Source organism: Roseateles sp. P2_H4 (genome assembly GCF_056403315.1).
Genome location: NZ_JBFUFR010000006.1, coordinates 13,958 through 35,332 on the forward strand (window position 1 = coordinate 13,958; position 21,375 = coordinate 35,332).

Below are 21,375 nucleotides of genomic sequence, written 5' to 3' on the forward strand. Positions count from 1 at the left end.
CCATGAAGAAACACCTTCATGCCCTCAAGGCCCGCATCCTCGGCCTGACGCTGATCGAAATCATGGTCAGCCTCGGCATCCTGGGCGTCGTGCTGGCCATGGCCGTGCCGTCCATGGCCGACCTGCTGGAAAAGCGCCGCGTCACGGCCGCTGCCGAGGAAGTGGCGGGCATCCTGACGTACGCGAAGGCCGAAACGAACGCGACCAATTCGCTGCTCATCGTGCGATTCGACCCGGGTGCGAACGCGGGCATGAGCTGCGCCGCGGTCGTGACCACCGCGGGCCTGAACATCTGCGACTGCACCGCTGCGCCAGCCAATGTCTGCGACGGCACTTCCTCGAGGGTGTTGCGCCTGTTCCAGCTGCCCAGGAAGCATGTGCAGTTCGACGCCATTGCCACCTGGCCGCTGGGCGCGAGCAACTACATCAGATTCACACGCGACCAGAACACCGTGGGCATGAGCGATTTTCATGTCGACGTGGCGGGCCTGAAGAAGGGTTACACGCTGCGCGTCGAGGTCAACCCCGCGGGGCGCGTCAAGGTCTGCGCGCCGGCCGTGGCGGCGTCCGGCGCTGCGGCGTTCACCAAGATGAGTGGGTACGGCACATGCAGCTGATGACGACACATGCCAGGTCCGGCAAGGCTCAGCGAGGCGTGGGCCTGGTTGAGCTGATGGTCGGCATCACCGTCGGCCTGATCGTCACGGCCGGCGCGGCCGTGGTGGCCACGCGGCAGATCAACGAACACCGGCGCCTGATGCTTGAAGTGCAGATGCAGCAGGATCTGCGCATCGCCGGCGACTTGCTGCAGCAGGACCTGCGCCGCGCCGGTTACCGCGGCCTGCCCTCCAATGGCGTCTGGCAACCCGAACGCAATGCCGGCGCGACGCCTGCCAAGGAAGCGGCGTCCAGCCCGTACACCCAGTTGACGCAGAGCGCCGGCGGCCACGACCTCTACTACCGCTATGCCAGGACCAGCGGTGGCGTGCGCAACACGACCAACGTCGTGAAGGCCAACGAGCAGTTCGGCATCCGCTGGAACCAGGGCACCGAGTCGCTCTCCATCCAGCTCGGTTTCCTCGCCAATGGCCAGGCCAACTGGCAGCCCATCACCGATCCGGACGTCGTCCTGATCAAGGATTTCGTGCCGACCATCGTCACGCAGCAGATCCCGCTCGACGATCTCTGCGACCCCTCTTGCAAGGCCGCCGGCACCTGCCCGACCCAGACCGTCAGGCGCGTCGACTTCACGATCAAGGCGGTTGCCAAGTCCGACAGCAGCGTCGTGCGCACCTTGGTCGTCAGCGAGAAGCTGCGCGCCGACGACATCAGCGGGGCATGCCCGGCATGAAACATCAACATCCCATGCCGCAGGCCCGGCCCCAGCGCGGCGCCGCCACGCTGGTCGTGGTCATGGTGCTCTTCCTCGTCATGGCCCTGCTGGCTGCCTATGCCAACCGCAGCCTGATGTTCGAACAGCGCATCGCCGGCAGCTATTACCGCGCCAGCATGGCCCAGGAAATGGCTGAAGCGGGGGTGGAGTGGACGGTGGCCATGTTGAATGGCACGGCCATCGACGACAGCTGCACCGCCGTCGCCACGGGTGGCACCCGCTTCGTCGACAAATATTTCAATGTCTCGGCCGCGGACCGCACCACGACCCCCAAGATCACGACGGTTCCGACGCCTCTCGCCGTCGATTGCTCGTCCAACGGCAGCGGCCTGGTCTGCCGTTGCCCGGCTCCCAATACCCGCACGCCGCAGCCCACCACGGCGCTGAGCGGTGCGCTGATCCCGAGCTTCGGCGTGGCGCTGGGCACCGACCCCCCGCCCAGCCTGCGCTACGGCAATTTCCTGCTGGACGGCAATGGCTGTTCGGACAGCAGTGTCGACAACTGCACCGGCACCAACTCGGAAGCGCGCAGCCAGACGGCCGCGGCGCTGGCCCTGCAGCAGGTCTCCGTCGCCTTCGTCGCTGCGGTGCCTTCGTCACCGGCGGCGCCGTTGACCGTCAAGGGCAACCTGACCACTTCCGGCGCTGGCGGCCTCGGCCTGCACAACACCGATGCGCGCACGGCCGGCCTGCTCGTCGTGTCCAGCGGCGTGGCGCCGACCTTGAACGACGACCGCATGGACAGCGTGCCTGGCACGCCGCCGGACCAGGCGCGTGTCTTCATGGACAGCTATCTGCAGAGCCTGCCGAACACCACGGAAGGCAACATCAAGTTCTTCCGCAACTTCATGGGCATGGCGCCGGCCCGCTATCCCAACCACCCCGCTGCGCGCGCCGTCAGCTGCACGGCCGGCAATTGCGGCACGGATCTGGTGAACGCCGTCAATGCTGGCAAGCGCATCCTGACGGTCAATGGGCCGATGGCCATCAGCGGCAATGTGGCCATCGGCACGGCGGCCGCCCCGGTGGTGATCGTCGTGAACGGGCAGGTGGACATCACCGGTCCGATGGAGTTGAACGGCATGCTGGTGGTGCTGGGCAACCTGAACTGGACCAACAACAGCCCGGCGGCCTCGCAGGTCACGGGCATGGTGGTGGTGCAGGGCAATATGGACGCCATCGGACGCATGGACATCATCTACCAGCAGGCCATCGCGAACGAGCTGCGCAACCGCCTGGGCAGCTATGCGCGCGTCTCGGGTGGCTGGATCGACAGCGACACCAAGTGACCCAGTCCGCCATGCCTAAGCTCCTGCACCCCCACGCCCTGCGCCGCGCCTCGCGCCGCCAGCGCGGCGTCACGCTGATCGAGGCCCTGGTGGCCTTGCTGGTGATGTCCTTCGGCATGCTCGCCCTCGTCGGCCTGATGAGCAATCTGCGCCGCGGCGGCGACCTGGCCAAGCAACGCAGCGAGGCCATGCGCATTGCCCGCGCCGAGATCGCCGGCCTGAAGGATTTTTCGGAACTGACCCGCACCGCGGCGACACCGGCAACTGCCCGGACCTACAGCGACATCGCCACCCCGGCGGCGGCTGCGTCAGCGGTCACCCCCGTCGACTCGAACACCGCCTACAACGTCACGCGCCAGGTTACGACGCTGGCCGACGCCCAGGCCAAGCTGGTCCGCGTCGGCGTGACCTGGACCGATCGCGCCGGCGACAACCAGTTCCTCAATCTGGACACCGTCATCGCGGCCGTCGACCCGCTGTTCAGCGCGGCCGTGGGCTTCACGCCGCCCGCCGGGCCGGTGACGCAGGGGGGGGGGCGCAACCCGGCCATCCCGCCCGGGGCCAAGCAACTGGACGGCAAGATCAGTGCTTTCTATCCGGACCGGTCGAGCAACCGGGTCTGGGTCTTCAACAACATCACCGGCGTCATCACCGGCAGATGCACGGATGCGGGCGTCGTGCAGTCGGCGCTGACGGCCGCCAACGTCTACGCCTGCCAGACCCCCATCCTCGGCTATTTGCTCAGCGGCGTGGTCCGCTTCTCCAACAGCAATCCGGCCAACCCGAGCGCGCCCGGTGGCACCGCCATTCCGCTGGGCGTGGCCCTCGTCGGCGGCAGCTATTCGCTGCCTCGGCTCAACGCCCAAGGTGCACCGGTCATGAGCGGCGGCAACGTGGTGCTGGACAATTTTGTCGCCACACCGCCTGCACCGCCCGCGGCGCCGTTCGTGCCGGACTGCTTCCAGGATGCCCCCGCCAGCGCGCCCAGCGCCCAGCTTTTCGTCACCTACAACTGCCTCGTCTACCCGGAAAGCGCCACGAAACTCTGGTCCGGCAGGCTGGAGCTGACGGGCATCAACCTCGGCACGACCGCCGCCGAATACCGGGTCTGCCGCTACAGCGCCGACTACAACGGCAGCGGCGGCATGTTCACCGCCGACTGGAAGAACCTGGAGAACGAAGAGCATCCGGACGTCTATGGCCGGGTCGCGACCTCGTTGACGCGCCAGAACTTCCTGGTCATTCGCGGCGACCTGACCTGCCCCACGGCGCCCGCCGTCAGCCCCGCCACCGGCGTGTTCGCCGACTACTCGACCCTGCAGCTGCAACCTTGACCGCTGGCTAGACTGGCGGCATGAATTCGCCCGCAATCACGGCGGCGCTGCAGCGAGCGCTCTCCCTGGCCGAGCAGGCCATCGGCCTGACCGACCCGAATCCCCGCGTCGGCTGCGTCATCCTGGCGCCCGACGGCCGGGAGCTCGGCGCCGGCCACACCCAGCCGGCCGGCCAGGCGCACGCCGAAGTGATGGCCCTGCGCGATGCCGCTGCGCACGGCCACGACGTGCGCGGTGCCACGGCGGTGGTCACCCTCGAGCCCTGCTCCCATCACGGCCGCACGCCGCCCTGCTGCGACGCGCTGATCGCCGCCGGCATCGCGCGCGTCGTCGCGGCTGTCGAGGACCCGAATCCCCAGGTTGCCGGCCAAGGTCTGGCGCGCCTCAAGGCCGCCGGTCTCCGGGTCGAACTCGCCGACCCCGCCAGCGCCGAAGCGGCCAGCGAGCTCAATATCGGCTTCTTCTCGCGTATGCGGCGCGGCCGACCCTTCGTGCGCCTGAAGTCGGCCATCTCGCTCGATGGCCGCACCGCCCTGCCCGACGGGCGCAGCCAATGGATCACCGGCGAAGCGGCCCGCACCGATGGCCATGCCTGGCGCCGCCGTGCCGGCGCCGTGCTGACCGGCATAGGCACCGTGCTGGCCGACGATCCACGCCTGGACGTGCGGCTCGTGCCGACGGCCTGCCAGCCGCTGCGCATCGTGCTCGACCCCCAGGGCCGCATGCCGCCCGGTGCGCGCATCCTGCAGCCGCCCGGTGAGGTCCGCGTCCTCGGCCCCGGCCGGTCCGATCTCGCGGCGCTGATGGCCGAACTGGGCAGCCAGGGCATCAACGAACTGCATGTCGAAGCCGGCCCGACGCTGTCCGGCGCCTTTCTCGACGCCGGCCTCGTCGATGAGCTGTTGATCTACCAGGCGCCGATGCTGATCGGCGAAGGCCGCCCGCTTGCGGCACTGCGCCCGCTGCCCGGTTTGGCCGACGCCCGTCGCTGGCGCTTCATTGAGGCCACACAAGTCGGCCAGGATCTGCGCTTGCGGCTGCGTCTGACCTAGGGTCGCCACCTACAATCACCGGCTATGCCCATCTCCCCCATTCCCGAGCTGGTGGCCGAGCTGGCCGCCGGCCGCATGGTCATCCTCGTCGACGAGGAAGACCGCGAGAACGAAGGCGATCTCGTGCTGGCGGCCGACCTCGTCACGCCCGAAGCCATCAACTTCATGGCCCGCTACGGCCGCGGCCTGATCTGCCTGACCCTGCCGCGCGAGCATTGCGAGCGCCTGCAACTGCCGCCGATGACGCGCCGCAACGGCACCCAGCATGGCACCGCCTTCACGGTGTCCATCGAGGCCGCGACCGGCGTCACGACCGGCATCTCCGCCGCCGACCGGGCCCGCACCGTGCAGGCGGCCGTGGCACCTGAGGCCAAGGCCAGCGACCTCGTCCAACCCGGCCACATCTTCCCGTTGCAGGCCCAGGATGGCGGCGTGCTGATGCGCGCCGGCCATACCGAGGCCGGCTGCGACCTCTCCCGCATGGCCGGCCTGTCGGCCACCTCCGTGATCTGCGAGATCATGAAGGACGACGGCACCATGGCCCGCCTGCCCGACCTCGAGATCTTCGCGGCCGAGCATGGCCTGAAGATCGGCACCATCGCCGACCTCATCGAGTACCGCAGCCGCCACGAAAGCCTGATCCAGCGCGTGGCCGAGCGGCGCCTGAACACGGCCCAGGGCGAGTTCGATTGCCAGGTCTTCACCGACCGCACCGGCGGCACCCACCTGGCGCTCAGCCACGGCCAGTGGACGCCCGACAGCGAAGTCCTCGTGCGCGTTCACGAGCCGCTGTCGGTCATGGACCTGCTGGAAGCCGGCGCCTGCGGCCATTCCTGGGGCCTGCCCGCCGCGCTGGCCGCGGTCAAGGCCAGCGCCGGCGGTGTGGTCGTGTTGCTGAACTGCGGCGAGGACGCCGCCGGCGTGCTGGCCCGCGTGCAGGCCTGCGAACCTGCACCCGCCAGCAAGGGTGCGATGGACCTGCGCACCTATGGCGTCGGTGCCCAGATCCTGAAGGCCCTGGGCGTGCACCGCATGCGCCTGCTCGGCAGCCCGCGCCGCATGCCGAGCATGGCCGGCTATGGTCTCGAAGTGACCGGCTTCACCGCCCCTCCCAACTGCTGACCCCGAAAGGCCCGAGATGCAAGATTCCGAACCAGGCCTGCCCAGTTTCGAGGGCGCTCTCGATGGCAGCGAACTGACCATCGCCATCGTCCAGGCGCGCTTCAACGACGCCATCACCTCGTCGCTGGCCAGTGCCTGCCTGGCCGAGCTGTCGGTGCTGGGTGTGCCGACCGAGGCCATCCGCCACATCACCGTGCCCGGCGCACTCGAGGTGCCGCTGGCCCTGCAAGCCCTGGCCGAGAGCAATGACTTCGACGCGCTGATCGCGCTGGGCTGCATCATCCGCGGCGAGACCTACCACTTCGAGCTGGTCGCCAACGAGAGCGGCGCGGCCGTGACCCGCGTCGGCCTGGACCATGGCGTTCCGATCGCGAACGCCATCCTGACCGTCGAGAACGAAGCCCAGGCCTGGGCCCGCGCCGAACCCAAGGGCCGCGATGCCGCCCGCGTCGCCGTCGAGATGGCCAACCTGCTGAAAGAGATCGAGTGAACGCACCCCAGAAGACCGCCTCCAAGACGGCCACCAAGCCCGGTGCCAAGCGCGCCCCCGCCAAATCGGCGCGCCGCCGCTCGCGCGAAGCTGCGGTGCAGGGCCTCTACCAATGGCTGCTGACCGGCGAGGACCTCGGTGCCATCACGGCCCTGGGCCGCGAGCAGGACGGCTATGCCAAGCTCGACGTCAAGCACTACGACGCACTGCTGGCCGGTTGCGTCGCCGAGGCCGCCGACCTCGACGCCATCCTGTCGCGCCACGTCGACCGCAAGACCACCGAGCTCTCGCCCATCGAGCACGCCATCCTGATGATCGGCGCCTACGAGCTCAAGCACTGCATCGACATCCCCTACCGGGTGGCCATCAACGAGGCGGTCGAACTGGCCAAGTCCTTTGGCGGCACCGATGGCCACAAATACGTGAACGGCGTGCTGGACCGCGCGGCCGGCGACCTGCGCCCGACCGAGGTCGCTGCCAAGCGCTGATCAAACCGTGAAGTTGGCCGCCCGGCTCGACCGCATCGAGCCCTTCTATGTGAATGACGGACCAGCAAAACATAATAAGCTGGCCGGCTAGGGTCGTACATTCCACCGGTTGAAAGGGAGTTTCAGCCGGTGGACAAGCTACTGTCGAAGCGTGAGGCGGACGATGCGGGCGACTGGGTCGATGACCCGGAGCTTGGCGATTACTTGGAGAAGATCGCTCCGTACATCGGGTACGTGATCATTTTCTTCAACTCGCTGGAGGACTTGCTTGCCATGTTCATCCGCGAGTGCATCCTGCGTGACCCCATCCAAGACGAACGCCTCGACGTATTCTTGGCGGACATGCTGTTCGCCGGCAAGTGCACTGCACTCATGCACCTGTACGGGCAGGTGATTTCAACGACACCGCCTGGCAAGGTCACGATGGACGATCTGAACGCCCTTGAACGGACGCTGGTCGATTGCGCGAAGCGGCGGAACGAGTACGCGCACGCGCATTGGAGCGACCTGCGCAAGGACGCCTATGTGCGCGTGAAGGCGCAGTCCAAGAAGCTCGGCCTGTTTTTCAAATACAAGAAGTTCGACCTAGCTCAGATGGAGGCGGATGTTGAGTTCATCCGCGCGTCCACCTTGGAGCTAGAGGCCTTCCACGAGCAGGCTATGGATCAGATGTACGGTCGACAGTAGGCGCGTCGTCTAACCAGACGAAGTGCGTGCCTATGTCGCCTTGAACTCCACGGTTCGGTGGTGCGCCATATACGGCTGATGCTGCGGCTTCAACACGATCTTCATCGACGGCGTGATGCCGAGCTTTGCCGCATCAGAGAACAGCGGCGAGAGGCGAATTGACCCGTCTGTCTCGAACGTGATGAAGCCTTTGTCAAACGCCTTGTCCAGGTTCGGCGACAGCAGCAGGCCGTTCCATCCATCCAGTCGCTCAACATCAGTCGACTTTTTCCACGGCTTGATGTGCGACGCGACAAGGAGGCTCGCGTCGCTGAAGCCCGTGACGGCACAGCCATTCCAGTGCAGCAGCACCTTCTCTCGGAAGGTGCCCTGCCCGATCCTGGACTTGATCAGCGCGGCTTTCTCGGTCGGGGTCGTGCTGGGGTCATTGATGATTTCGTCGAGGTCATCTTGCACATCATCGCCACCGTTGCTCGCAAGGTAGTCAGCGAACTTCGCCAGCGTTGCGCTGTACATGTGGTGCCCACGCGCGTTTCGCTCTTTGAACACGGCCAGGGCGCGGATGCCTGGCAGCAGCGCGGCAAGGTCCGCTGAGCTGGTAAGCGCGGTCAGCGGCCCTGCAATGAGGCCCCCATCCATCGCCCACTCGGACAATGCACCGCGAAGTGCACCGTCGTAGCTCTTGGCTGAGGATTCTGAAAGCCCTTTGTGCCGCATCCAATCGTAGAAGTTCATACCTAATGCTGCCACGAAGCTGCGCCCAAACAAAAAGGCCACGGCGGATGCCGTGGCCCTCACTAGTCAGCGTTCAGTTAACGCTTCTTCGGCGCGACCTTCTGCGTCAACGCGGACGCGGCAACGGCCTTTACGTCCTTAGGGGTCTTGGGGTTGGACAGCAGCTTGGAAGCGGTGGTGGCGACGCGCGCCGACGTGGTCTCAGATTTCGGTTTGGTGGGCATATAGCCTCCTACGGTAAGGTACTTGAGGAGAACTCCGGGTGAACCCAGAGTCCTCGGCATACACTCGCCGCTCGGTAGAGACGCAATGCTCTGCCGAACGGGTCGGCTAGGTTCTCCTGATGGTCACTTGCATCACCAGTCCCTCCACTCGATCAAGCTCACGAGCTGAGCGGTCCTGCACGGACACCGTTGCACCGAGGGACTGGGCGTTCCACCGTCCAGTCCCTCACCTAAGTTCTTCATTCCTGCGCCAGCGTCTGGATGAACGCGCAGAGCCGTTGAGCCTCCGACTTCGTCATGTCCCGTGGGATGACGATTTGGGCCAGGTAATCCGGCCGCAGCGGGAACGGCATCACCAGATTCGCTTCTGTCGCCAAGTACATCGGCTTCGGCTGTGGCGACGGTGGCGTAGGCGCGGGCACTTCCTCCACGAGCGTAACGTCGGTGATTGCGCCGTTCACCGGAGGGCGAGGCGCCTTGTCGGCCTTCTTTGGAGATGACGCGGTCAGAGGACGGGCTGGAGCCTTGTACTTCGTTGGGTCGGCGACATAGCTCTTGTACTGCTCGATCGCCTGCTTCACCCGCTTCTCGTACTGCAGCAGCGATGCTGGTGCCAGCTCGCCGGGGTGCAAGTTGTTGTACCGGCGGATCGCAGTAGGCACGTCGATCTTGCGCACGTCTTCGCCAGGCTCAACGTCGCCGAGGATCTTGGTCACTGCGGCCTTCCAGCCACCGCCCGTGTTCGCGTTGATCCACCCCTTAGAGGTGATCATCTCGACGAACTGGATCAGGCCCGCCTTGTTCAAGTTTTCCATTTTCGCCTCCGCGTTCTGGATGAACGAATGGCCAGAATGGTACTGCGAAAATGGATGGATGAGAAAACCATGATCGCGCCATGGTTTAGCGACTAGCTACGGACGCCGACCAGAGCAACATGCCGATATGCTGTATATCCATACAGTCTTTGCTATGTTGGTCGACGTCGTTGAGCTGAACTACGAGGGCAAGCGCCTGCCGCGCGAGGTGTGGAAGAACGCGCCGCCGATACGCGGCGAACTGGCCATGCTCAAGTACTTCAGTTGGCACGGCCACGAGAACGCGCCCGTTTTTGCGACGCTGACGCCCTACCGGCTGGAGAGCCTGGACCGCGCCAAGGTGCTGCACATGGCGAAGCGCAGCATCGTCATCAAGGGCGAGCAGCGCTACAGAGGCGCCAAGTTTGAGCAGGTCTGGTGGTGCCGGTTCGTGCTGGACACAGGTGCCGTGACTGCATCGTTGCAGGTAACCTCTGGCAAGCAACACATGCAGCGCGAACATGCCTAAGACCATCCGTGTACCGATTCCGGACGAAGACACCGACCTGGTGTGGTACTTCGACGAGCAAGTCGAGAACGACCAATTCGGCTTGACGCTCGACTACAGCGTGCGTGAACACGACGAACGCGCGGAGATTGATGAAGTCCGCATTTCAGAAGTTGAGGTGTCCGCTGATGGCGTGCGCGTGCACTACGAAATCGACTGGTCAGCGCACTATGGGTGCAGTGACATGAACTGTGCGGATACCGCACGGCACTTTGGGGTTTCACACGTCCCCGAACCCCGTTTCCAGGATTTCGGCCCCAGCCGGTGCGCCAACGGCCCGCCGTGCCACCAGACGCCACCGGGTGCCCACCGGGCCGCAAAGGCATAGGCGCCTACACCGTTGGCCACCGCGTGCACCGTGCCTCAACCGTGTCGCCGAGGTCATACGGCAAAAACTGTACGAAGTTGCCGTAACCGTAGGGACCGTGCTGACCCAATGAGCCGTAGCAGCGTGCGCCGGACGGTTGCCAGGGCCACCGGTTGCACACCGGTTGATGACGCTGGCGAGGGTGTGGGGCGCCTCATTGTTTCGCCGGGGTGCAACCGGGGTGCGCCGGATGAGCGATTGTTAACGCCGGTAGGTATATGCGCGACCCCGTTGCGCGAGAAGTCCAGCGCCACAATGGCCGGCACCAACAGGGAGACACCATGACCAACGACGCTGAACTTGTGCTGGACTACTTCAAGCGCCAGTACTGGCCGCGGCAGAACCGCTGCAACCAGCAGATGGCCATCCAAAACCACGGACACCTGCCAACCACCGTTGTCGCGGACGGACTGACGGAACTGATGGGCCTGGGCCTAGTGGTACGAGGAGAACTTGGCGCCTTCTGCCTGACCGATGACGGCGTCCGCGCCATCGGCGGAACGCCGTGACCTGAGGCTGTTACGGTTCTCTGATGTACGCCGGTCGGCCGGTGGCTAACGATGCTCATACAGCAAGTTTTTGAGCACCGTATGGCCACCACCGAACCCCTGAAGAACCGCGAGCAGCTTGAGCAAGTCCGAGCTGTCCTGACCAGCACCCGCGACCGCTGCCTGTTCACCATGGGCGTCAACGCGGCGTTCCGTGGCGGCGACCTGCTGTCGCTGAACGTCGGTGACGTTGCTGCGCTGAAGGCCGGCGACGAGCTGGTGCGCAAAGAGCAGAAGACCGGCAAAAGCCGTCGCGTGACTCTGAACGCTGCTTGCGTCGCTGCGCTGCGGGAGCTGGTGCTTGAACGGCTGGACGCTGGAGCGACGAACAACAGCCCGCTGTTCGTGTCGGCCAAGCGAGGCAACCGGCTGGGCATCTGCGACCTGTCCCGGATGTGGAAGATGTGGTGTTCGCTGGCCGGCCTTGAAGGCAACTTCGCCAGCCACTCAGGCCGCAAGACGTTCGGCTACATCAACCGCGTGGAGCGCAAGGTGCCGCTGGAAGTCCTGCAGAAGGCGTACGGCCATGCGTCCGGGTCCACGACGTTGACCTACCTGTGCATCCAGGACGAGGAGCTGAAGGCGCTCTACGAAGGCGAGTTCTGAGGCAACGTCGGCAAGATCGCCCACGTCCTGATGAAGAACATCGACGGCAAGGCACATGCGCAAGGACAACGACATCCCTTTCTTGGACAACCTGATCGGCATCTTCCAGTAGCACCTAGTTAGGCAAGCAAGTCATTGATTCGTTTGAACTTTTCTGCGTAGGGCATCTGACCAGGTTGCGCCTTCTTCCTATGACGAATGGGCCCTATTGAGTCCCCACCCCTCATTTGAGGGGGTCCGGTAGTCAGACAATCTGGGCATCACTACATGTGAGCTCGTCATGACGTACTTCGCCGCCATCATTGCCTTCTGCAACGACCTGGTTCTGACGCTCCAGCAGAACCCGTTCGGCGCCGTGTTGTTGATCCTTTTGCTGGTTGCGCTGGGTTACTGCGCGCAGTCATTTAAAGGCATCGGGATCGGCCGTCAAAAGAATTAATAACCATAGAGCTACTCTTGCGCCTCGTGCCGCGCCTCGCTCTTCGGTTCTTATTCACTCGGCCGGCATCGCTATCATTGCTGCGACAAATTGAACGAATGGACATCTATGTCAGATGAGAGCAAAACGGTGAAATTCGATCTGACCTCCACGGTCGTGGAAAAGAGCATTGATCTTGCCAAGGGTTTTGTCGACAAGCTCGTGACGCCGTCAATTGAGGAATTGGGACTGCTGGTCAAGGATCAAATTTCGCTTTGGCGCTTCAAGAATCAGATTGGCATTCTGAACAGAGCGAAGGCGATTTGCGAAAAGAACAATATCAGCGTCAAGGCGATACCGCCCAAGCTGTTGTGCCCGTATCTTGAGTACGCCTCACTTGAGGACGATCCCGACCTCCAGGAGACTTGGGCGACCTTGCTCGTCAACATGGTTGACTCTGAACAGAATATACAGAATCACGTCTTCCCCTATATTCTGAGTCAACTTTCCAAGGACGAATTTCGCCTGCTTGAGTCCGTATTCATCGAGAAGCGCGACCGGGTGGCCAAGCTGCAGACCGAATTGTCCGAATTTCAAATCAATCGACCGAAGATTGAAGAGAAACTCCAAACGCAGCTCACTGTTCAAAAGCAGCAGCTAGATGCGGCCAACAAAGAAGGCAATAGATTTGGTCCTGATTACTTCAAAATTCTAGCGGCAAAGCAAGAAACCGAGAACGAGCTGAGCTCCCTCAAATGGCGTGAATCTTCGCTAAAGTGGAAAATCTCGGCCCCTCAAGACATTCCCGAGCAGGGCATCAAAGAATTCGAGTTGGCAAACATCATTCGACTCGGAATGGCAAAGGTTGTGTATGAGGCCAGTGCCGGCAAGCAAAGCATCGAAATTCCTAGAGGCGATCCAGAACGGAATAGATCAGTTAATTTCGACATAGAGATTGAGACTGAAACGAAAACTATCTTCACCGAGCTTGGTGAGTTGTTCATTGAGGCCTGCAGAGTGAAGCACGCTGCCGGGTCTAGCGCTTGATTCTGAACGCGCTGGTTGACAGCCGTGAATGCGGCAGTCGGTGTTGCCCGTCCGCGCACCTTGGCAGCCGTAGTACCGCTGGAACTTCTTCGTCTTGCGCTCGGTGTAGCCGCTGATGATCATGGCGGAGTTGCAGTACCCGCAGAACATCATCCCGCCGAACAGGTTGGTGACGTTCTTGCCCTTGCGGTTGCTGGCCTTCCGCTTGGCCTTGGCCGAGCGCTTCGCCTGCAGGAAAAGCCAGTCCTCCTTGCTGATGACTGCGGGGTAAACGTCCTCGATCAGGTCGCCGCCCTTCACGCGGACAGCGCCATAAAGCGCGGGGCTCGTGGTCAGCTTCTGGATGTACGAAGGCTCCCAACCAGGTTGCTTGGGCGGAATGCCTTGCTCGGCGCGCTTGGCGTTCTTCCGATCAACCTCAGCCTGCGAACGCACCCAGGGCGCGATGCCTGCGCTGTGGAGTTTCGTGACGATGGTGTGGTTGCCGATGCCGGCCAACGACCACTTGATGACCTGCTTGACCACCTCAACGCGCTCGGGGATCAGCTCGTAGGTGCAGTTGCGGCCGTCCTTGTGCTTCGCAATCCACATCGGCGGATTGGCCGAAACGCCGCTCTTCGATTCCGCGCCCGCAGCGCGCCGCCGCACCCAGGCATCCGCAACGCGCCGGGACTTGTGCTCGGACTCGCTGTGCGCGCGGTTCATTTCAATCAGCGCTTCGAACAACTGGAACGTGTTGTCTTTGACGGTAGCCCGGGAGAACTTCTTGGGCGGCTCGGTCAGCGTGACGACGTTCAGGCCGGCATTCAGCACCCGGACGAACACCGACAGCGCATCCAGCGGCTCCGCGCGGGAGAGGCGGTCGAAGCTCTCGACAATCAGCGTCGAGCCGCGAGGAACCCGGCCTTGCTCCACCGCCTGGATGAACAGGCCGAGGGCGCCCTTCTCGATGTTGCTCTGGTCCCAAGCGCTGACGCCCAGATCTTGGAAGCAAAGGCTGGGGTCGAGGACGAGGCTGTTCGCCTCCGCGTAATCCCGGGCTCGCTCGATCCGGCGGGCTAAACTGGCCCCTTGCGCCTGTGGCGCTGAGCTGAAGCGCGCATAAGAAATTGCAGTGTTAGACATGATGGAAATAAAGGTGGTTGGGTCGATGCCTGGGTGGCTGGCCCGTCATTCATGTCTATTCAATACAGTTCTCGGCGCTGTGCACACGAGTTTTGAGTTCACGGAGCAGGTCGCATGAAGCTAGCGAGCCGGCTACGTTTAATTGAACCGTTCTACGTGATGGAGCTGGCCAAGGCCGCGGCCCAGGTCGCGACCGGGCCGCTGTGCGATCCAGCCCAGGGCGGCAGGCGCATGATCCGCCTCAATATCGGCGAGCCCGACTTCGGCGCCGCGCCCGCGGTGCGTGAGGCCGTGGCCCGCGTCGCCCAAGGTCCGACGCCCTATACCGACGCCCTCGGCCTGCCCGCGCTGCGCGAGGCGATCTCGCGCTGGTACGGCCAGCGCTTTGGTCTCGACATTGCGCCGGCCCGCATTGCCGTCACCGCCGGTGCTTCGGCGGCCCTGCAACTCGCCTGCCTCGCTCTCTTCGAGCGCGGCGACGAGGTGCTGATGCCCGACCCCTGCTATCCCTGCAACCGCCACTTCGTGACGGCTGCCGACGCGACGCCGCGGATGCTGCGCACAGGCCCGGCCGAACGCTTTCAGCTCGATGCCGACCAAGTGCGCGAAGCATGGACACCGGCGACGCGCGGCGTGCTGCTGGCTTCGCCCAGCAACCCCACCGGCACCTCCATCGCGCCCGAGGTGCTCGCCGACATGGTGGGCTTCGTGCGCGAGCGCGGCGGGGTCACGGTCGTCGATGAGATCTACCTGCCGCTGAGCTACGAGGCGCATTTCGGCCACAGTGCACTGGCCCTGGGCGAGGACGTCATCTCGGTCAACAGCTTCTCCAAATACTTCGGCATGACGGGCTGGCGCCTGGGCTGGCTGGTGCTGCCCCCGGTCCTTGTTCCAGCCATCGAGCGCCTGGCGCAGAACCTCTACATCTGCCCGTCCACGCTGGCCCAGAAGGCGGCCCTGGCCTGCTTCGAGCCCGAGTCCATCGCCGAATTCGAACGCCGCCGCGCCCTGCTGCGCGAGCGCCGTGACTTCATCGTGCCGGCCCTCAACGACCTCGGCTTGACCGTGCCCGTGCCGCCCGACGGCGCCTTCTATGCCTGGATGGACATCAGCCGCTTCCACGCCGACAGCTGGGCCTTTGCCCACGAACTGCTGCAAAGCGCCCAGGTCGCGTTGACGCCCGGCCGCGACTTCGGCCTGGCCGACCCGCAGCGCTGGATGCGCCTGTCCTTCGCCTCGTCCATCGAAGACCTGCACGAGGCCGTCGCCCGCCTGCGCGAGGTGCTCGCATGAGCGACTTCCAGTTCCCCATCCGCGTCTACTGGGAAGACACCGACGCTGGCGGCATCGTCTTCTACGCCAACTACCTGAAGTTCTTTGAGCGCGCCCGCACCGAGTGGCTGCGCGCGGCCGGCGTCGAGCAGCACCAGCTGCGCGAGGACACCGGCGTCATCTTCGTCGTTGCCGCCACCAGCCTGCGTTATCTCGCGCCGGCCAGGCTCGACGACCTGTTGACCGTCACCGTCGAACCCGAACCGGCCGGCCGCGCCAGCCTTGTCGTGCGCCAACGCGCGCTGCGCGGCGACACGCTGCTGTGCGAAGGCGAGATCCGCATCGGCTGCGTGCGCGCCGACGACCTGAAACCCCAACGCCTGCCCGACTCGGTCGTCGCAGCGATCACCGCATGAACCAAGACCTCTCCATCGTCTCCCTGATCCTGCACGCCAGCTTCGCAGTGCAGCTCGTCATCGCGGGCTTGCTGCTGGTCTCGCTCGCGAGCTGGAGCGTCATCTTCGGCAAGCTGATCGGCCTGGGCCAGATCAAGCGCCGCAACGACGCCTTCGAAGCCGAGTTCTGGAGCGGCAAGAACTTGAACGACCTCTACCAGTCGGTCGGCAGCCGCACGGACGGCGCACCGCTGGAACGCATCTTCGCCTCCGGCATGCGCGAGTTCCTGAAACTGCGCGAGAAGCGCGTCACCGACTCGGGCGCCCTGCTCGACGCCGCCCGCCGCGCGATGCGCGCCAGCTTCCAGCGCGAGCTCGACGCGATGGAGCACAACCTGTCCTTCCTCGCCTCGGTCGGTTCTGTCTCACCCTATGTCGGCCTGTTCGGCACCATCTGGGGGATCATGCACGCCTTCGTCGGCCTGTCCAATCTGACGCAGGTGACGCTGGCCACCGTCGCGCCCGGCATCGCCGAAGCCCTGGTCGCCACGGCCATCGGCCTGTTCGCGGCCATCCCCGCCGTGCTGGCCTACAACCGCTTCGCACGCCAGATCGACCGCAGCGCGATCACGCTGGAGACCTTCATCGAGGAGTTCTCCAACATCCTGCAGCGCAACGCGACGCAACACTAAATGGCCGCCATCTCCTCCCGGGGCGGCCGCCGGCGCCGCACGATGAACGAGATCAACATGGTCCCGTTCATCGATGTGATGCTGGTGCTGCTCATCATCTTCATGGTCAGCGCGCCGCTGATCACGACGGGCCTGGTCGACCTGCCCAGCGTGGGGAAAAGCCGCCAGCAGCCTGAGCACGTCATCCAGATCATCGTCGGCACCGACGAGAAGCTGAAGATCAAGGTCGACCAGCTCGAGCCCGAATCGATCCCCAGCAACCGCCTGGCCGAGCGCGTCAAGAAGGCCCAGGGCAAGGACGCCACCAGCCCCGTCGTCATCTCGGCCGACAAGAACGTCAAGTACGAGGCCGTCGTGCAGGTCATGGACGCGCTGCAGCGCGCCGGCATCCAGCGCGTCGGTCTGGCCGTGAAGAGCGGTGCCTCGGCCAAGTGAAATGAACGCTGTCCTGCGTCCTCCTGAAGCCGCCGGCCTCGGCCGCGGCCTCACGCTGGCCCTGGTCGCCCACGGCCTGCTGATCCTCGCGCTCAGCTATGGGCTGAACTGGCACAGCGACGCCTCGCCCGCCTTCGAGGCCGAGCTGTGGTCGGCCGTGCCCCAGATCGCCGCGCCGCGCGAGGAGGCGCCGCCGGAACCGGAACCCGAAGCCCCCAAGCCCGACACCCGCGCCCAGCAGCGTGCCGCGGAAGAAGCGGCCGCCGAGCAGCGCGAGGCCGAGATCGCCATCGCGAAAGAGAAGAAGCGCAAGGAAGAAAAGGCCCGCGACGAGGCCGCCAGGCTCGAGCGCGAGAAGGCGGCCAAGGAGAAGGAAGCCAAGGACAAGGCCGCGAAAGACAAGGCTGCCAAGGAAGACCTGGAGCGCGTCAAGAAGGACAAGGCCGCCAAGGAAGCCAAAGAGGCGAAGGAAGCCAAGGACGCCGACGCCAAGCGCGAGGCGCTGCGCCAGGAGAACCTGCGGCGCATCCAGGGCATGGCCGGTGGCACGCCCGGTTCGACCGGCGCTGCGGCGCAGAACTCTGCGCCGTCCGCCGGCTATGCAGGCCGCATCAAGGGCAAGATCCGCCCGCTCATCATCTATGCCGACGACGGTGCCGCCAACCCGACGACCGAGGTGCAGGTGACGCTGGGGCCTGACGGCCGCATCCTGGGCAGCAAGGTGCTCAAGGCCAGCCCCGATGCGGACTGGGACCGCGCCGTGCTGCGCGCCATCGAGAAGGCCGAGACCCTGCCGCGCGACGTCGACGGCCGCGTGCCGCCGGTCCTGATCCTGACCTTCCGCCCGCGCGAATAGTCCCGCAGGCCCGAGGCCTCAAGCCTCCATCGAGATCGGCCGTCCCGGCAGCACCCGGCTCAGTTCGTCGGCCAGTGCCTGAAGGTCCATGGGCTTGCTGAGGAAGCCGTCCATGCCGGCTTTCAGGCAGGCATTGCGGCGCAGAGCCGTGTCGCCGGCAGTGGCGGCAACGATGGGGAAAGGCGGCAGGTTGCCAACGCGCTGCAGGGAGCGCAGATGCTCGCTGGCTTCCAGGCCGTCCATGACCGGCATGTCCACGTCCATCAGCACCATGTCGGGCGGCTCGTCACAGCAGGAATCGAGCGCCTCGATGCCGTCGCCGGCCACCACCACTTCATAGCCCAGGGCCTCGAGCTGACCCCGCGCGACGATCTGGTTCACGACGTTGTCGTCGACGACGAGCACGCGTCGATGCTCCTGCACGTACAGCGGCGTGGGCGATGTCAGCCGCGACAGGGCCGTCGACGTGCGGGTATCGACATGCGCAGTGAAGCGCTCCAGTTCCAGCGGGCTGAGCGGGAGCACCCGGATGTCGACCGGGCACTGGCGCCGAAGACGCAGGGTGTCCGAACCGGAGACCACGGCCAGCACCGTCCAAAGGCTGGGCAGGGCCTGGGCGATCTGTTCGAGCAAAGGCAGCTCCTGGCCGTCGTGCTCCGCCGCGATCATCAGCATCGGGGCTCGCGTCGCGGAGGTCGCCGCCACGGCCTCCTCGAGCCGCTCGAAGGTCACCACATGCCAGCCCAGCTGCCGCAACCTCGTCTCGACCGAGTCCAGCGCGCCGGGCAGAGGGCTGACCAGCCATGCCACCGAACCCGCGGCGTTCGGCAGGTGTTCGAAGGCCGCTTCCTCAGCGGCCACTTCACCGCCCAGTGAGATGACCAGTCCGTCAAGTCCGGCGTCGACGAACTGGACCGAACCGGCGGTGACCGGACAGGGCGCGTCTGCTCTTGCAACCAGCCCTTCAGCCTCCTCGGAAACAAGTTGCAGACGCTGCAACACGCCCACGACATCGGAGGGGCGATGCACCCCCGTGCCGGCCGCGTGGATGACGATGCTGCTGCGGCCATAGACCGGCGGCTCGACTTCCGCGCTGAACATGACGAAACCGGACTCGAAGCAGTCGACGATGCCGAGCAATATCCGGTGGATGCCGGCACGCAGATAGGGCCCAGGATCATGAAGCTCGAGGTGTGGTCCGCGATAGTCGAAGTAGGCAACCAGCCCCTTCCTTCTGGCGTACGGCAGCACGTCGCGCGCACTCTGGGTGAACAGCTCTGAAAACTCCATGGACGGACCGTTGCTAACTGTCCGTCAGACTAGGTCAAACCCAGTTGCCCTGTCGTTTCCAAATGTCGCCGCCGCTTACAGCAGCGGCCCGGTCTCAACGCCCGCGGCCAGCCGCCCGGTTCATGAGCACGCGATCGACGGACCAGCGTCCCGCGCCCCACAGCGCAATGGCCAGGGCCAGCACGCCCCACAGCGTGTGCTGAGCCAGGCCGGCGGGCGACAGGTCTTCTGCCGGCAGCGAAAGCGCCGCCATCAGGTTGACGACGAACAGGCCCACGCCGGCGAAGCGGCCCGCCAGGCCGAGCACCAGCAACACCGGGATCACCAGTTCGCCCGCCGTGCCCATGTAAGCGGCCAGCACCGGCGGCAGCAGCGGCACCTGGTAGTAGTCGTTGAACAGCGCCAGCGTCGCCGACCAGTCATGCAGCTTGACGAGGCCGGAAGCCCAGAAGACCTTCGCCACATAGAGCCGCGCCGCCAGCAGCGCGAGCGACTGCAGGTGGCTCACCAGCGTGTCCAGCGGCGCCGGCAGGCGGGTGGGCTGCAGGCCGGGGTCGGTGAAGGCGCGCAACGCGGTGGTGATCAGAGCTTTCATGGTGTCGTGGTCCGGTTCGAGGGTGTCGACCTGACCTCATGCAGCCAGGCATTCTGAAGCGCGGCTTGCAGCCAGGCGCCGAAATCGAAGTCGGTTTCAGCCCCGGAACCTTTCACTGCGGCGGCTTCGAGCGCGGCGGAAAGATTCACTTCGTCGAGCAGCGCCTGCACGAAGACGGCTTCTGCTTCCGGCAAGGCCTGCCATTGCCCGCGCCAGCCCTGGCGCCAGACCAGCACCGGCCCGCTCGATTGCTGCAGCAGCGCGACGCCCGGCCGCAACTTCAGCCAGAGCTGCTCGGGCGCCGTGCTGCCGAGCAGTGCCAGCGAATCGGCGTTCAGCGCCACGTCCTCGGCACGTTCGGCGCTGTGCAGCGCCCAGTCCAGCCGGGCGATGTCGGGCAGGCCGGACTCGGCGCCGGCGCGCTCGAGCAGAAAGCCTTCGAGCGCACCGCCCCATTGCCCGAGGTCGCCGCTCTCGGGCGGGTGGGCACGCCAGAAGGTCCAGGCCAGCGACGCGAACTCGTCTTCGCCGAGTTCCTCGTGCAGGCGCGCGAAGGGCACGGCCAGGGCCTGGGCCGACAGCGCCCTCAGGTTGTTGCGATAGGCGGCCAGGCCGCGCTCCGCGCCGATCAGGCCGGGCGGCGCCTGAGCGCGGCCCAGCAGCGCGTCGACGAAGGCCTGCTGATCGGCCTTCATGCCTGCAGCGCCCTCGCCCGCTGGGCCTCGGCCAGCAGCACATCGAGCTCGGGCACGGCGGTGTCCCATTCGATCAGCGTCGGCACCGGGCCAAGGCGCTGCAGGGTGTGTTCGTAGACGCGCCAGACCTCGTCACGCACGCGGCTGCCGTGGTCGTCGATGACGAGGCCGTCGTCCTGCTCGCAGTGGCCCGCCAGATGGATTTCACCGACGCTGCCGGGCCGGATCGCGTCGACCCAGCGCATGGCCTCGCGGGCGGCGGCGTCCGGCGCCAGGCCGGCGTTGCGCGCGTTGACGAAGAGGTTGTTGACGTCCAGCAGCAGGCCGCAGCCGCTGCGCCGCGCCAGTTCGTTGAAGAACTCGGGCTCGGCCAGGGTGTCGCCGGCCCAGCCGACATAGGCGCTGATGTTCTCGACCAGCATGGGCCGGGCGAGGCGCTCCTGCACCTGCTGCACATGGGCCACCATCAGCGCGAGGGACTCATCGGTGAAGGGGATGGGCAGCAGGTCTGCGGCATGCAGGCCCAAACCAGAACCCGCCACGCGCGCGAAGCAGGCATGGTCCGACACCCAGCGCGGCTGCACGCGCCCGACGAGGCGGGCGAGCCGCTCCAGGTGGGCCGCGTCCAGCCCCGCCGCCGAACCCAGCGCCAGGCCGACACCGTGCAGGCTGAGGTCATAGGCCTCACGGCCAGCCTCCAGCACCGCGAGCGTCACGCCGCCGTCGGCAAAGAAGTTCTCGGAGTGGACCTCGATGAAGCCGAGCGCCGGGCGCTCGGCCAGCAAGGCCTCGTAATGGGGCTGGCGCCAGCCTATGCCCACACAGGGCATGGCCGGCGCCGGAGGGATCGCGGTCAAG

28 protein-coding genes are annotated in these 21,375 nt (G+C 65.5%); 20 read left to right on the forward strand and 8 right to left on the reverse strand.

Annotated features, from left to right (window positions below; all coding sequences use genetic code 11):
* The first annotated feature begins 2 nt into the window (after positions 1–2).
* The 9 genes from AC1DW3_RS06145 to AC1DW3_RS06185 all read left to right on the forward strand — a co-directional run bounded on the left by AC1DW3_RS06145 (position 3) and on the right by AC1DW3_RS06185 (position 7,855).
* Positions 3–617 (forward strand): pilus assembly FimT family protein, encoded by a 615-nt coding sequence (locus AC1DW3_RS06145; protein WP_477929598.1) that lies wholly within the window; start codon positions 3–5, stop codon positions 615–617.
* Complete coding sequence (locus AC1DW3_RS06150; protein ID WP_477929600.1) at positions 617–1,351, forward strand: PilW family protein; 735 nt, start codon at positions 617–619, stop codon at positions 1,349–1,351. The genes AC1DW3_RS06145 and AC1DW3_RS06150 overlap by 1 nt, the downstream gene beginning before the upstream one ends.
* Positions 1,348–2,682: a PilX N-terminal domain-containing pilus assembly protein gene (locus AC1DW3_RS06155; protein ID WP_477929602.1), complete on the forward strand. Its 1,335-nt coding sequence runs from the start codon at positions 1,348–1,350 to the stop codon at positions 2,680–2,682. The genes AC1DW3_RS06150 and AC1DW3_RS06155 overlap by 4 nt, the downstream gene beginning before the upstream one ends.
* A gap of 11 nt (positions 2,683–2,693) precedes the next feature.
* Positions 2,694–4,016: a type IV pilus modification PilV family protein gene (locus tag AC1DW3_RS06160; protein WP_477929604.1), complete on the forward strand. Its 1,323-nt coding sequence runs from the start codon at positions 2,694–2,696 to the stop codon at positions 4,014–4,016.
* Positions 4,017–4,036: 20 nt separating this feature from the next.
* Entirely contained in the window at positions 4,037–5,068 is a 1,032-nt protein-coding gene (ribD, locus tag AC1DW3_RS06165; RefSeq protein WP_477929605.1) for a bifunctional diaminohydroxyphosphoribosylaminopyrimidine deaminase/5-amino-6-(5-phosphoribosylamino)uracil reductase RibD, read from the forward strand.
* Positions 5,069–5,092: 24 nt separating this feature from the next.
* The gene (gene ribBA / locus AC1DW3_RS06170) at positions 5,093–6,190 is read left to right on the forward strand and encodes a bifunctional 3,4-dihydroxy-2-butanone-4-phosphate synthase/GTP cyclohydrolase II (RefSeq protein WP_477929607.1); all 1,098 of its coding nucleotides are present in this window, start codon (positions 5,093–5,095) and stop codon (positions 6,188–6,190) included.
* A 16-nt stretch (positions 6,191–6,206) separates the two neighbouring features.
* Complete coding sequence (ribH, locus tag AC1DW3_RS06175; protein ID WP_477929609.1) at positions 6,207–6,680, forward strand: 6,7-dimethyl-8-ribityllumazine synthase; 474 nt, start codon at positions 6,207–6,209, stop codon at positions 6,678–6,680.
* Positions 6,677–7,168, forward strand: a complete 492-nt coding sequence (nusB, locus tag AC1DW3_RS06180; RefSeq protein WP_477929611.1) for a transcription antitermination factor NusB — start codon at positions 6,677–6,679, stop codon at positions 7,166–7,168. Before ribH ends, nusB begins: the two co-directional genes overlap by 4 nt.
* Positions 7,169–7,297: 129 nt before the next feature.
* Positions 7,298–7,855: a hypothetical protein gene (locus tag AC1DW3_RS06185; protein WP_477929613.1), complete on the forward strand. Its 558-nt coding sequence runs from the start codon at positions 7,298–7,300 to the stop codon at positions 7,853–7,855.
* A 30-nt stretch (positions 7,856–7,885) separates the two neighbouring features.
* Here the strand turns inward: AC1DW3_RS06185 and AC1DW3_RS06190 are convergent, their stop codons facing one another.
* From AC1DW3_RS06190 to AC1DW3_RS06200, 3 genes are all read right to left on the reverse strand, one after another.
* Positions 7,886–8,590 carry an HNH endonuclease gene (locus tag AC1DW3_RS06190; RefSeq protein WP_477929615.1) on the reverse strand — a complete coding sequence of 235 codons (705 nt, stop codon included), beginning with the start codon at positions 8,588–8,590 and terminating at the stop codon, positions 7,886–7,888.
* A 77-nt stretch (positions 8,591–8,667) separates the two neighbouring features.
* Positions 8,668–8,814, reverse strand: coding sequence for a hypothetical protein (locus tag AC1DW3_RS06195; protein WP_477929617.1), 147 nt, complete (start codon positions 8,812–8,814; stop codon positions 8,668–8,670).
* Between the two features lie 239 nt (positions 8,815–9,053).
* On the reverse strand, positions 9,054–9,629 hold the full coding sequence (locus AC1DW3_RS06200) for a hypothetical protein (RefSeq protein WP_477929618.1): 576 nt from the start codon (positions 9,627–9,629) through the stop codon (positions 9,054–9,056).
* Between the two features lie 154 nt (positions 9,630–9,783).
* Here AC1DW3_RS06200 and AC1DW3_RS06205 point away from each other — a divergent pair, with 154 nt between their 5' ends.
* The 6 genes from AC1DW3_RS06205 (at position 9,784) to AC1DW3_RS06230 (ending at position 13,162) form a co-directional block, all read left to right on the forward strand.
* A complete protein-coding gene (locus AC1DW3_RS06205; protein WP_477929619.1) occupies positions 9,784–10,137 on the forward strand; it encodes a hypothetical protein in 354 nt (117 codons plus the stop codon).
* The gene (locus AC1DW3_RS06210; RefSeq protein ID WP_477929621.1) at positions 10,130–10,504 is read left to right on the forward strand and encodes a hypothetical protein; all 375 of its coding nucleotides are present in this window, start codon (positions 10,130–10,132) and stop codon (positions 10,502–10,504) included. The genes AC1DW3_RS06205 and AC1DW3_RS06210 overlap by 8 nt, the downstream gene beginning before the upstream one ends.
* Before the next feature lie 320 nt (positions 10,505–10,824).
* Complete coding sequence (locus AC1DW3_RS06215) at positions 10,825–11,052, forward strand: hypothetical protein (protein ID WP_477929623.1); 228 nt, start codon at positions 10,825–10,827, stop codon at positions 11,050–11,052.
* Positions 11,053–11,133: 81 nt separating this feature from the next.
* Positions 11,134–11,697, forward strand: a complete 564-nt coding sequence (locus AC1DW3_RS06220; protein ID WP_477929625.1) for a tyrosine-type recombinase/integrase — start codon at positions 11,134–11,136, stop codon at positions 11,695–11,697.
* A 280-nt stretch (positions 11,698–11,977) separates the two neighbouring features.
* The gene (locus AC1DW3_RS06225; RefSeq protein ID WP_477929627.1) at positions 11,978–12,136 is read left to right on the forward strand and encodes a hypothetical protein; all 159 of its coding nucleotides are present in this window, start codon (positions 11,978–11,980) and stop codon (positions 12,134–12,136) included.
* A 129-nt stretch (positions 12,137–12,265) separates the two neighbouring features.
* Complete coding sequence (locus AC1DW3_RS06230; protein WP_477929629.1) at positions 12,266–13,162, forward strand: Abi-alpha family protein; 897 nt, start codon at positions 12,266–12,268, stop codon at positions 13,160–13,162.
* On the opposite strand, the gene AC1DW3_RS06235 is transcribed toward AC1DW3_RS06230, so the two are convergent.
* The gene (locus AC1DW3_RS06235) at positions 13,049–14,287 is read right to left on the reverse strand and encodes a recombinase family protein (RefSeq protein WP_477929631.1); all 1,239 of its coding nucleotides are present in this window, start codon (positions 14,285–14,287) and stop codon (positions 13,049–13,051) included. The two genes, AC1DW3_RS06230 and AC1DW3_RS06235, sit on opposite strands and share 114 nt — an antisense overlap.
* 114 nt (positions 14,288–14,401) lie before the next feature.
* Here AC1DW3_RS06235 and AC1DW3_RS06240 point away from each other — a divergent pair, with 114 nt between their 5' ends.
* From AC1DW3_RS06240 to tolA, 5 genes are read left to right on the forward strand one after another with little or no spacing between them, the layout of a single operon-like run.
* Positions 14,402–15,580: a pyridoxal phosphate-dependent aminotransferase gene (locus tag AC1DW3_RS06240; protein WP_477929633.1), complete on the forward strand. Its 1,179-nt coding sequence runs from the start codon at positions 14,402–14,404 to the stop codon at positions 15,578–15,580.
* On the forward strand, positions 15,577–15,975 hold the full coding sequence (gene ybgC / locus AC1DW3_RS06245; protein WP_477929635.1) for a tol-pal system-associated acyl-CoA thioesterase: 399 nt from the start codon (positions 15,577–15,579) through the stop codon (positions 15,973–15,975). Before AC1DW3_RS06240 ends, ybgC begins: the two co-directional genes overlap by 4 nt.
* Positions 15,972–16,646, forward strand: coding sequence for a protein TolQ (gene tolQ, locus AC1DW3_RS06250; RefSeq protein ID WP_477929637.1), 675 nt, complete (start codon positions 15,972–15,974; stop codon positions 16,644–16,646). Before ybgC ends, tolQ begins: the two co-directional genes overlap by 4 nt.
* The gene (gene tolR / locus AC1DW3_RS06255) at positions 16,647–17,081 is read left to right on the forward strand and encodes a protein TolR (RefSeq protein WP_477929639.1); all 435 of its coding nucleotides are present in this window, start codon (positions 16,647–16,649) and stop codon (positions 17,079–17,081) included. It abuts the gene before it with no gap.
* A 1-nt stretch (position 17,082) separates the two neighbouring features.
* On the forward strand, positions 17,083–17,937 hold the full coding sequence (gene tolA / locus AC1DW3_RS06260) for a cell envelope integrity protein TolA (protein ID WP_477929641.1): 855 nt from the start codon (positions 17,083–17,085) through the stop codon (positions 17,935–17,937).
* Between the two features lie 18 nt (positions 17,938–17,955).
* Here tolA and AC1DW3_RS06265 read toward each other — a convergent pair whose 3' ends face one another.
* From AC1DW3_RS06265 to bufB, 4 genes are all read right to left on the reverse strand, one after another.
* Positions 17,956–19,227 (reverse strand): response regulator, encoded by a 1,272-nt coding sequence (locus tag AC1DW3_RS06265; protein WP_477929643.1) that lies wholly within the window; start codon positions 19,225–19,227, stop codon positions 17,956–17,958.
* A gap of 94 nt (positions 19,228–19,321) precedes the next feature.
* Complete coding sequence (locus AC1DW3_RS06270) at positions 19,322–19,822, reverse strand: DoxX family protein (protein ID WP_477929645.1); 501 nt, start codon at positions 19,820–19,822, stop codon at positions 19,322–19,324.
* On the reverse strand, positions 19,819–20,517 hold the full coding sequence (locus tag AC1DW3_RS06275; RefSeq protein WP_477929647.1) for an HvfC/BufC family peptide modification chaperone: 699 nt from the start codon (positions 20,515–20,517) through the stop codon (positions 19,819–19,821). The genes AC1DW3_RS06270 and AC1DW3_RS06275 overlap by 4 nt, the downstream gene beginning before the upstream one ends.
* Positions 20,514–21,374, reverse strand: a complete 861-nt coding sequence (gene bufB / locus AC1DW3_RS06280; RefSeq protein ID WP_477929649.1) for an MNIO family bufferin maturase — start codon at positions 21,372–21,374, stop codon at positions 20,514–20,516. The genes AC1DW3_RS06275 and bufB overlap by 4 nt, the downstream gene beginning before the upstream one ends.
* Position 21,375: the final 1 nt, after the last annotated feature.

Coding starts and splice junctions, on each gene's coding strand:
- AC1DW3_RS06145 (WP_477929598.1), top strand. CDS start 3: ATGAAGAAACACCTTCATGCCCTCAAGGCCCGCATCCTCGGCCTGACG.
- AC1DW3_RS06150 (WP_477929600.1), top strand. CDS start 617: ATGACGACACATGCCAGGTCCGGCAAGGCTCAGCGAGGCGTGGGCCTG.
- AC1DW3_RS06155 (WP_477929602.1), top strand. CDS start 1,348: ATGAAACATCAACATCCCATGCCGCAGGCCCGGCCCCAGCGCGGCGCC.
- AC1DW3_RS06160 (WP_477929604.1), top strand. CDS start 2,694: ATGCCTAAGCTCCTGCACCCCCACGCCCTGCGCCGCGCCTCGCGCCGC.
- ribD (WP_477929605.1), top strand. CDS start 4,037: ATGAATTCGCCCGCAATCACGGCGGCGCTGCAGCGAGCGCTCTCCCTG.
- ribBA (WP_477929607.1), top strand. CDS start 5,093: ATGCCCATCTCCCCCATTCCCGAGCTGGTGGCCGAGCTGGCCGCCGGC.
- ribH (WP_477929609.1), top strand. CDS start 6,207: ATGCAAGATTCCGAACCAGGCCTGCCCAGTTTCGAGGGCGCTCTCGAT.
- AC1DW3_RS06190 (WP_477929615.1), bottom strand. CDS start 8,590: ATGAACTTCTACGATTGGATGCGGCACAAAGGGCTTTCAGAATCCTCA.
- AC1DW3_RS06195 (WP_477929617.1), bottom strand. CDS start 8,814: ATGCCCACCAAACCGAAATCTGAGACCACGTCGGCGCGCGTCGCCACC.
- AC1DW3_RS06200 (WP_477929618.1), bottom strand. CDS start 9,629: ATGGAAAACTTGAACAAGGCGGGCCTGATCCAGTTCGTCGAGATGATC.
- AC1DW3_RS06205 (WP_477929619.1), top strand. CDS start 9,784: ATGTTGGTCGACGTCGTTGAGCTGAACTACGAGGGCAAGCGCCTGCCG.
- AC1DW3_RS06210 (WP_477929621.1), top strand. CDS start 10,130: ATGCCTAAGACCATCCGTGTACCGATTCCGGACGAAGACACCGACCTG.
- AC1DW3_RS06215 (WP_477929623.1), top strand. CDS start 10,825: ATGACCAACGACGCTGAACTTGTGCTGGACTACTTCAAGCGCCAGTAC.
- AC1DW3_RS06220 (WP_477929625.1), top strand. CDS start 11,134: ATGGCCACCACCGAACCCCTGAAGAACCGCGAGCAGCTTGAGCAAGTC.
- AC1DW3_RS06225 (WP_477929627.1), top strand. CDS start 11,978: ATGACGTACTTCGCCGCCATCATTGCCTTCTGCAACGACCTGGTTCTG.
- AC1DW3_RS06235 (WP_477929631.1), bottom strand. CDS start 14,287: ATGTCTAACACTGCAATTTCTTATGCGCGCTTCAGCTCAGCGCCACAG.
- AC1DW3_RS06240 (WP_477929633.1), top strand. CDS start 14,402: ATGAAGCTAGCGAGCCGGCTACGTTTAATTGAACCGTTCTACGTGATG.
- ybgC (WP_477929635.1), top strand. CDS start 15,577: ATGAGCGACTTCCAGTTCCCCATCCGCGTCTACTGGGAAGACACCGAC.
- tolQ (WP_477929637.1), top strand. CDS start 15,972: ATGAACCAAGACCTCTCCATCGTCTCCCTGATCCTGCACGCCAGCTTC.
- tolR (WP_477929639.1), top strand. CDS start 16,647: ATGGCCGCCATCTCCTCCCGGGGCGGCCGCCGGCGCCGCACGATGAAC.
- tolA (WP_477929641.1), top strand. CDS start 17,083: ATGAACGCTGTCCTGCGTCCTCCTGAAGCCGCCGGCCTCGGCCGCGGC.
- AC1DW3_RS06265 (WP_477929643.1), bottom strand. CDS start 19,227: ATGGAGTTTTCAGAGCTGTTCACCCAGAGTGCGCGCGACGTGCTGCCG.
- AC1DW3_RS06270 (WP_477929645.1), bottom strand. CDS start 19,822: ATGAAAGCTCTGATCACCACCGCGTTGCGCGCCTTCACCGACCCCGGC.
- AC1DW3_RS06275 (WP_477929647.1), bottom strand. CDS start 20,517: ATGAAGGCCGATCAGCAGGCCTTCGTCGACGCGCTGCTGGGCCGCGCT.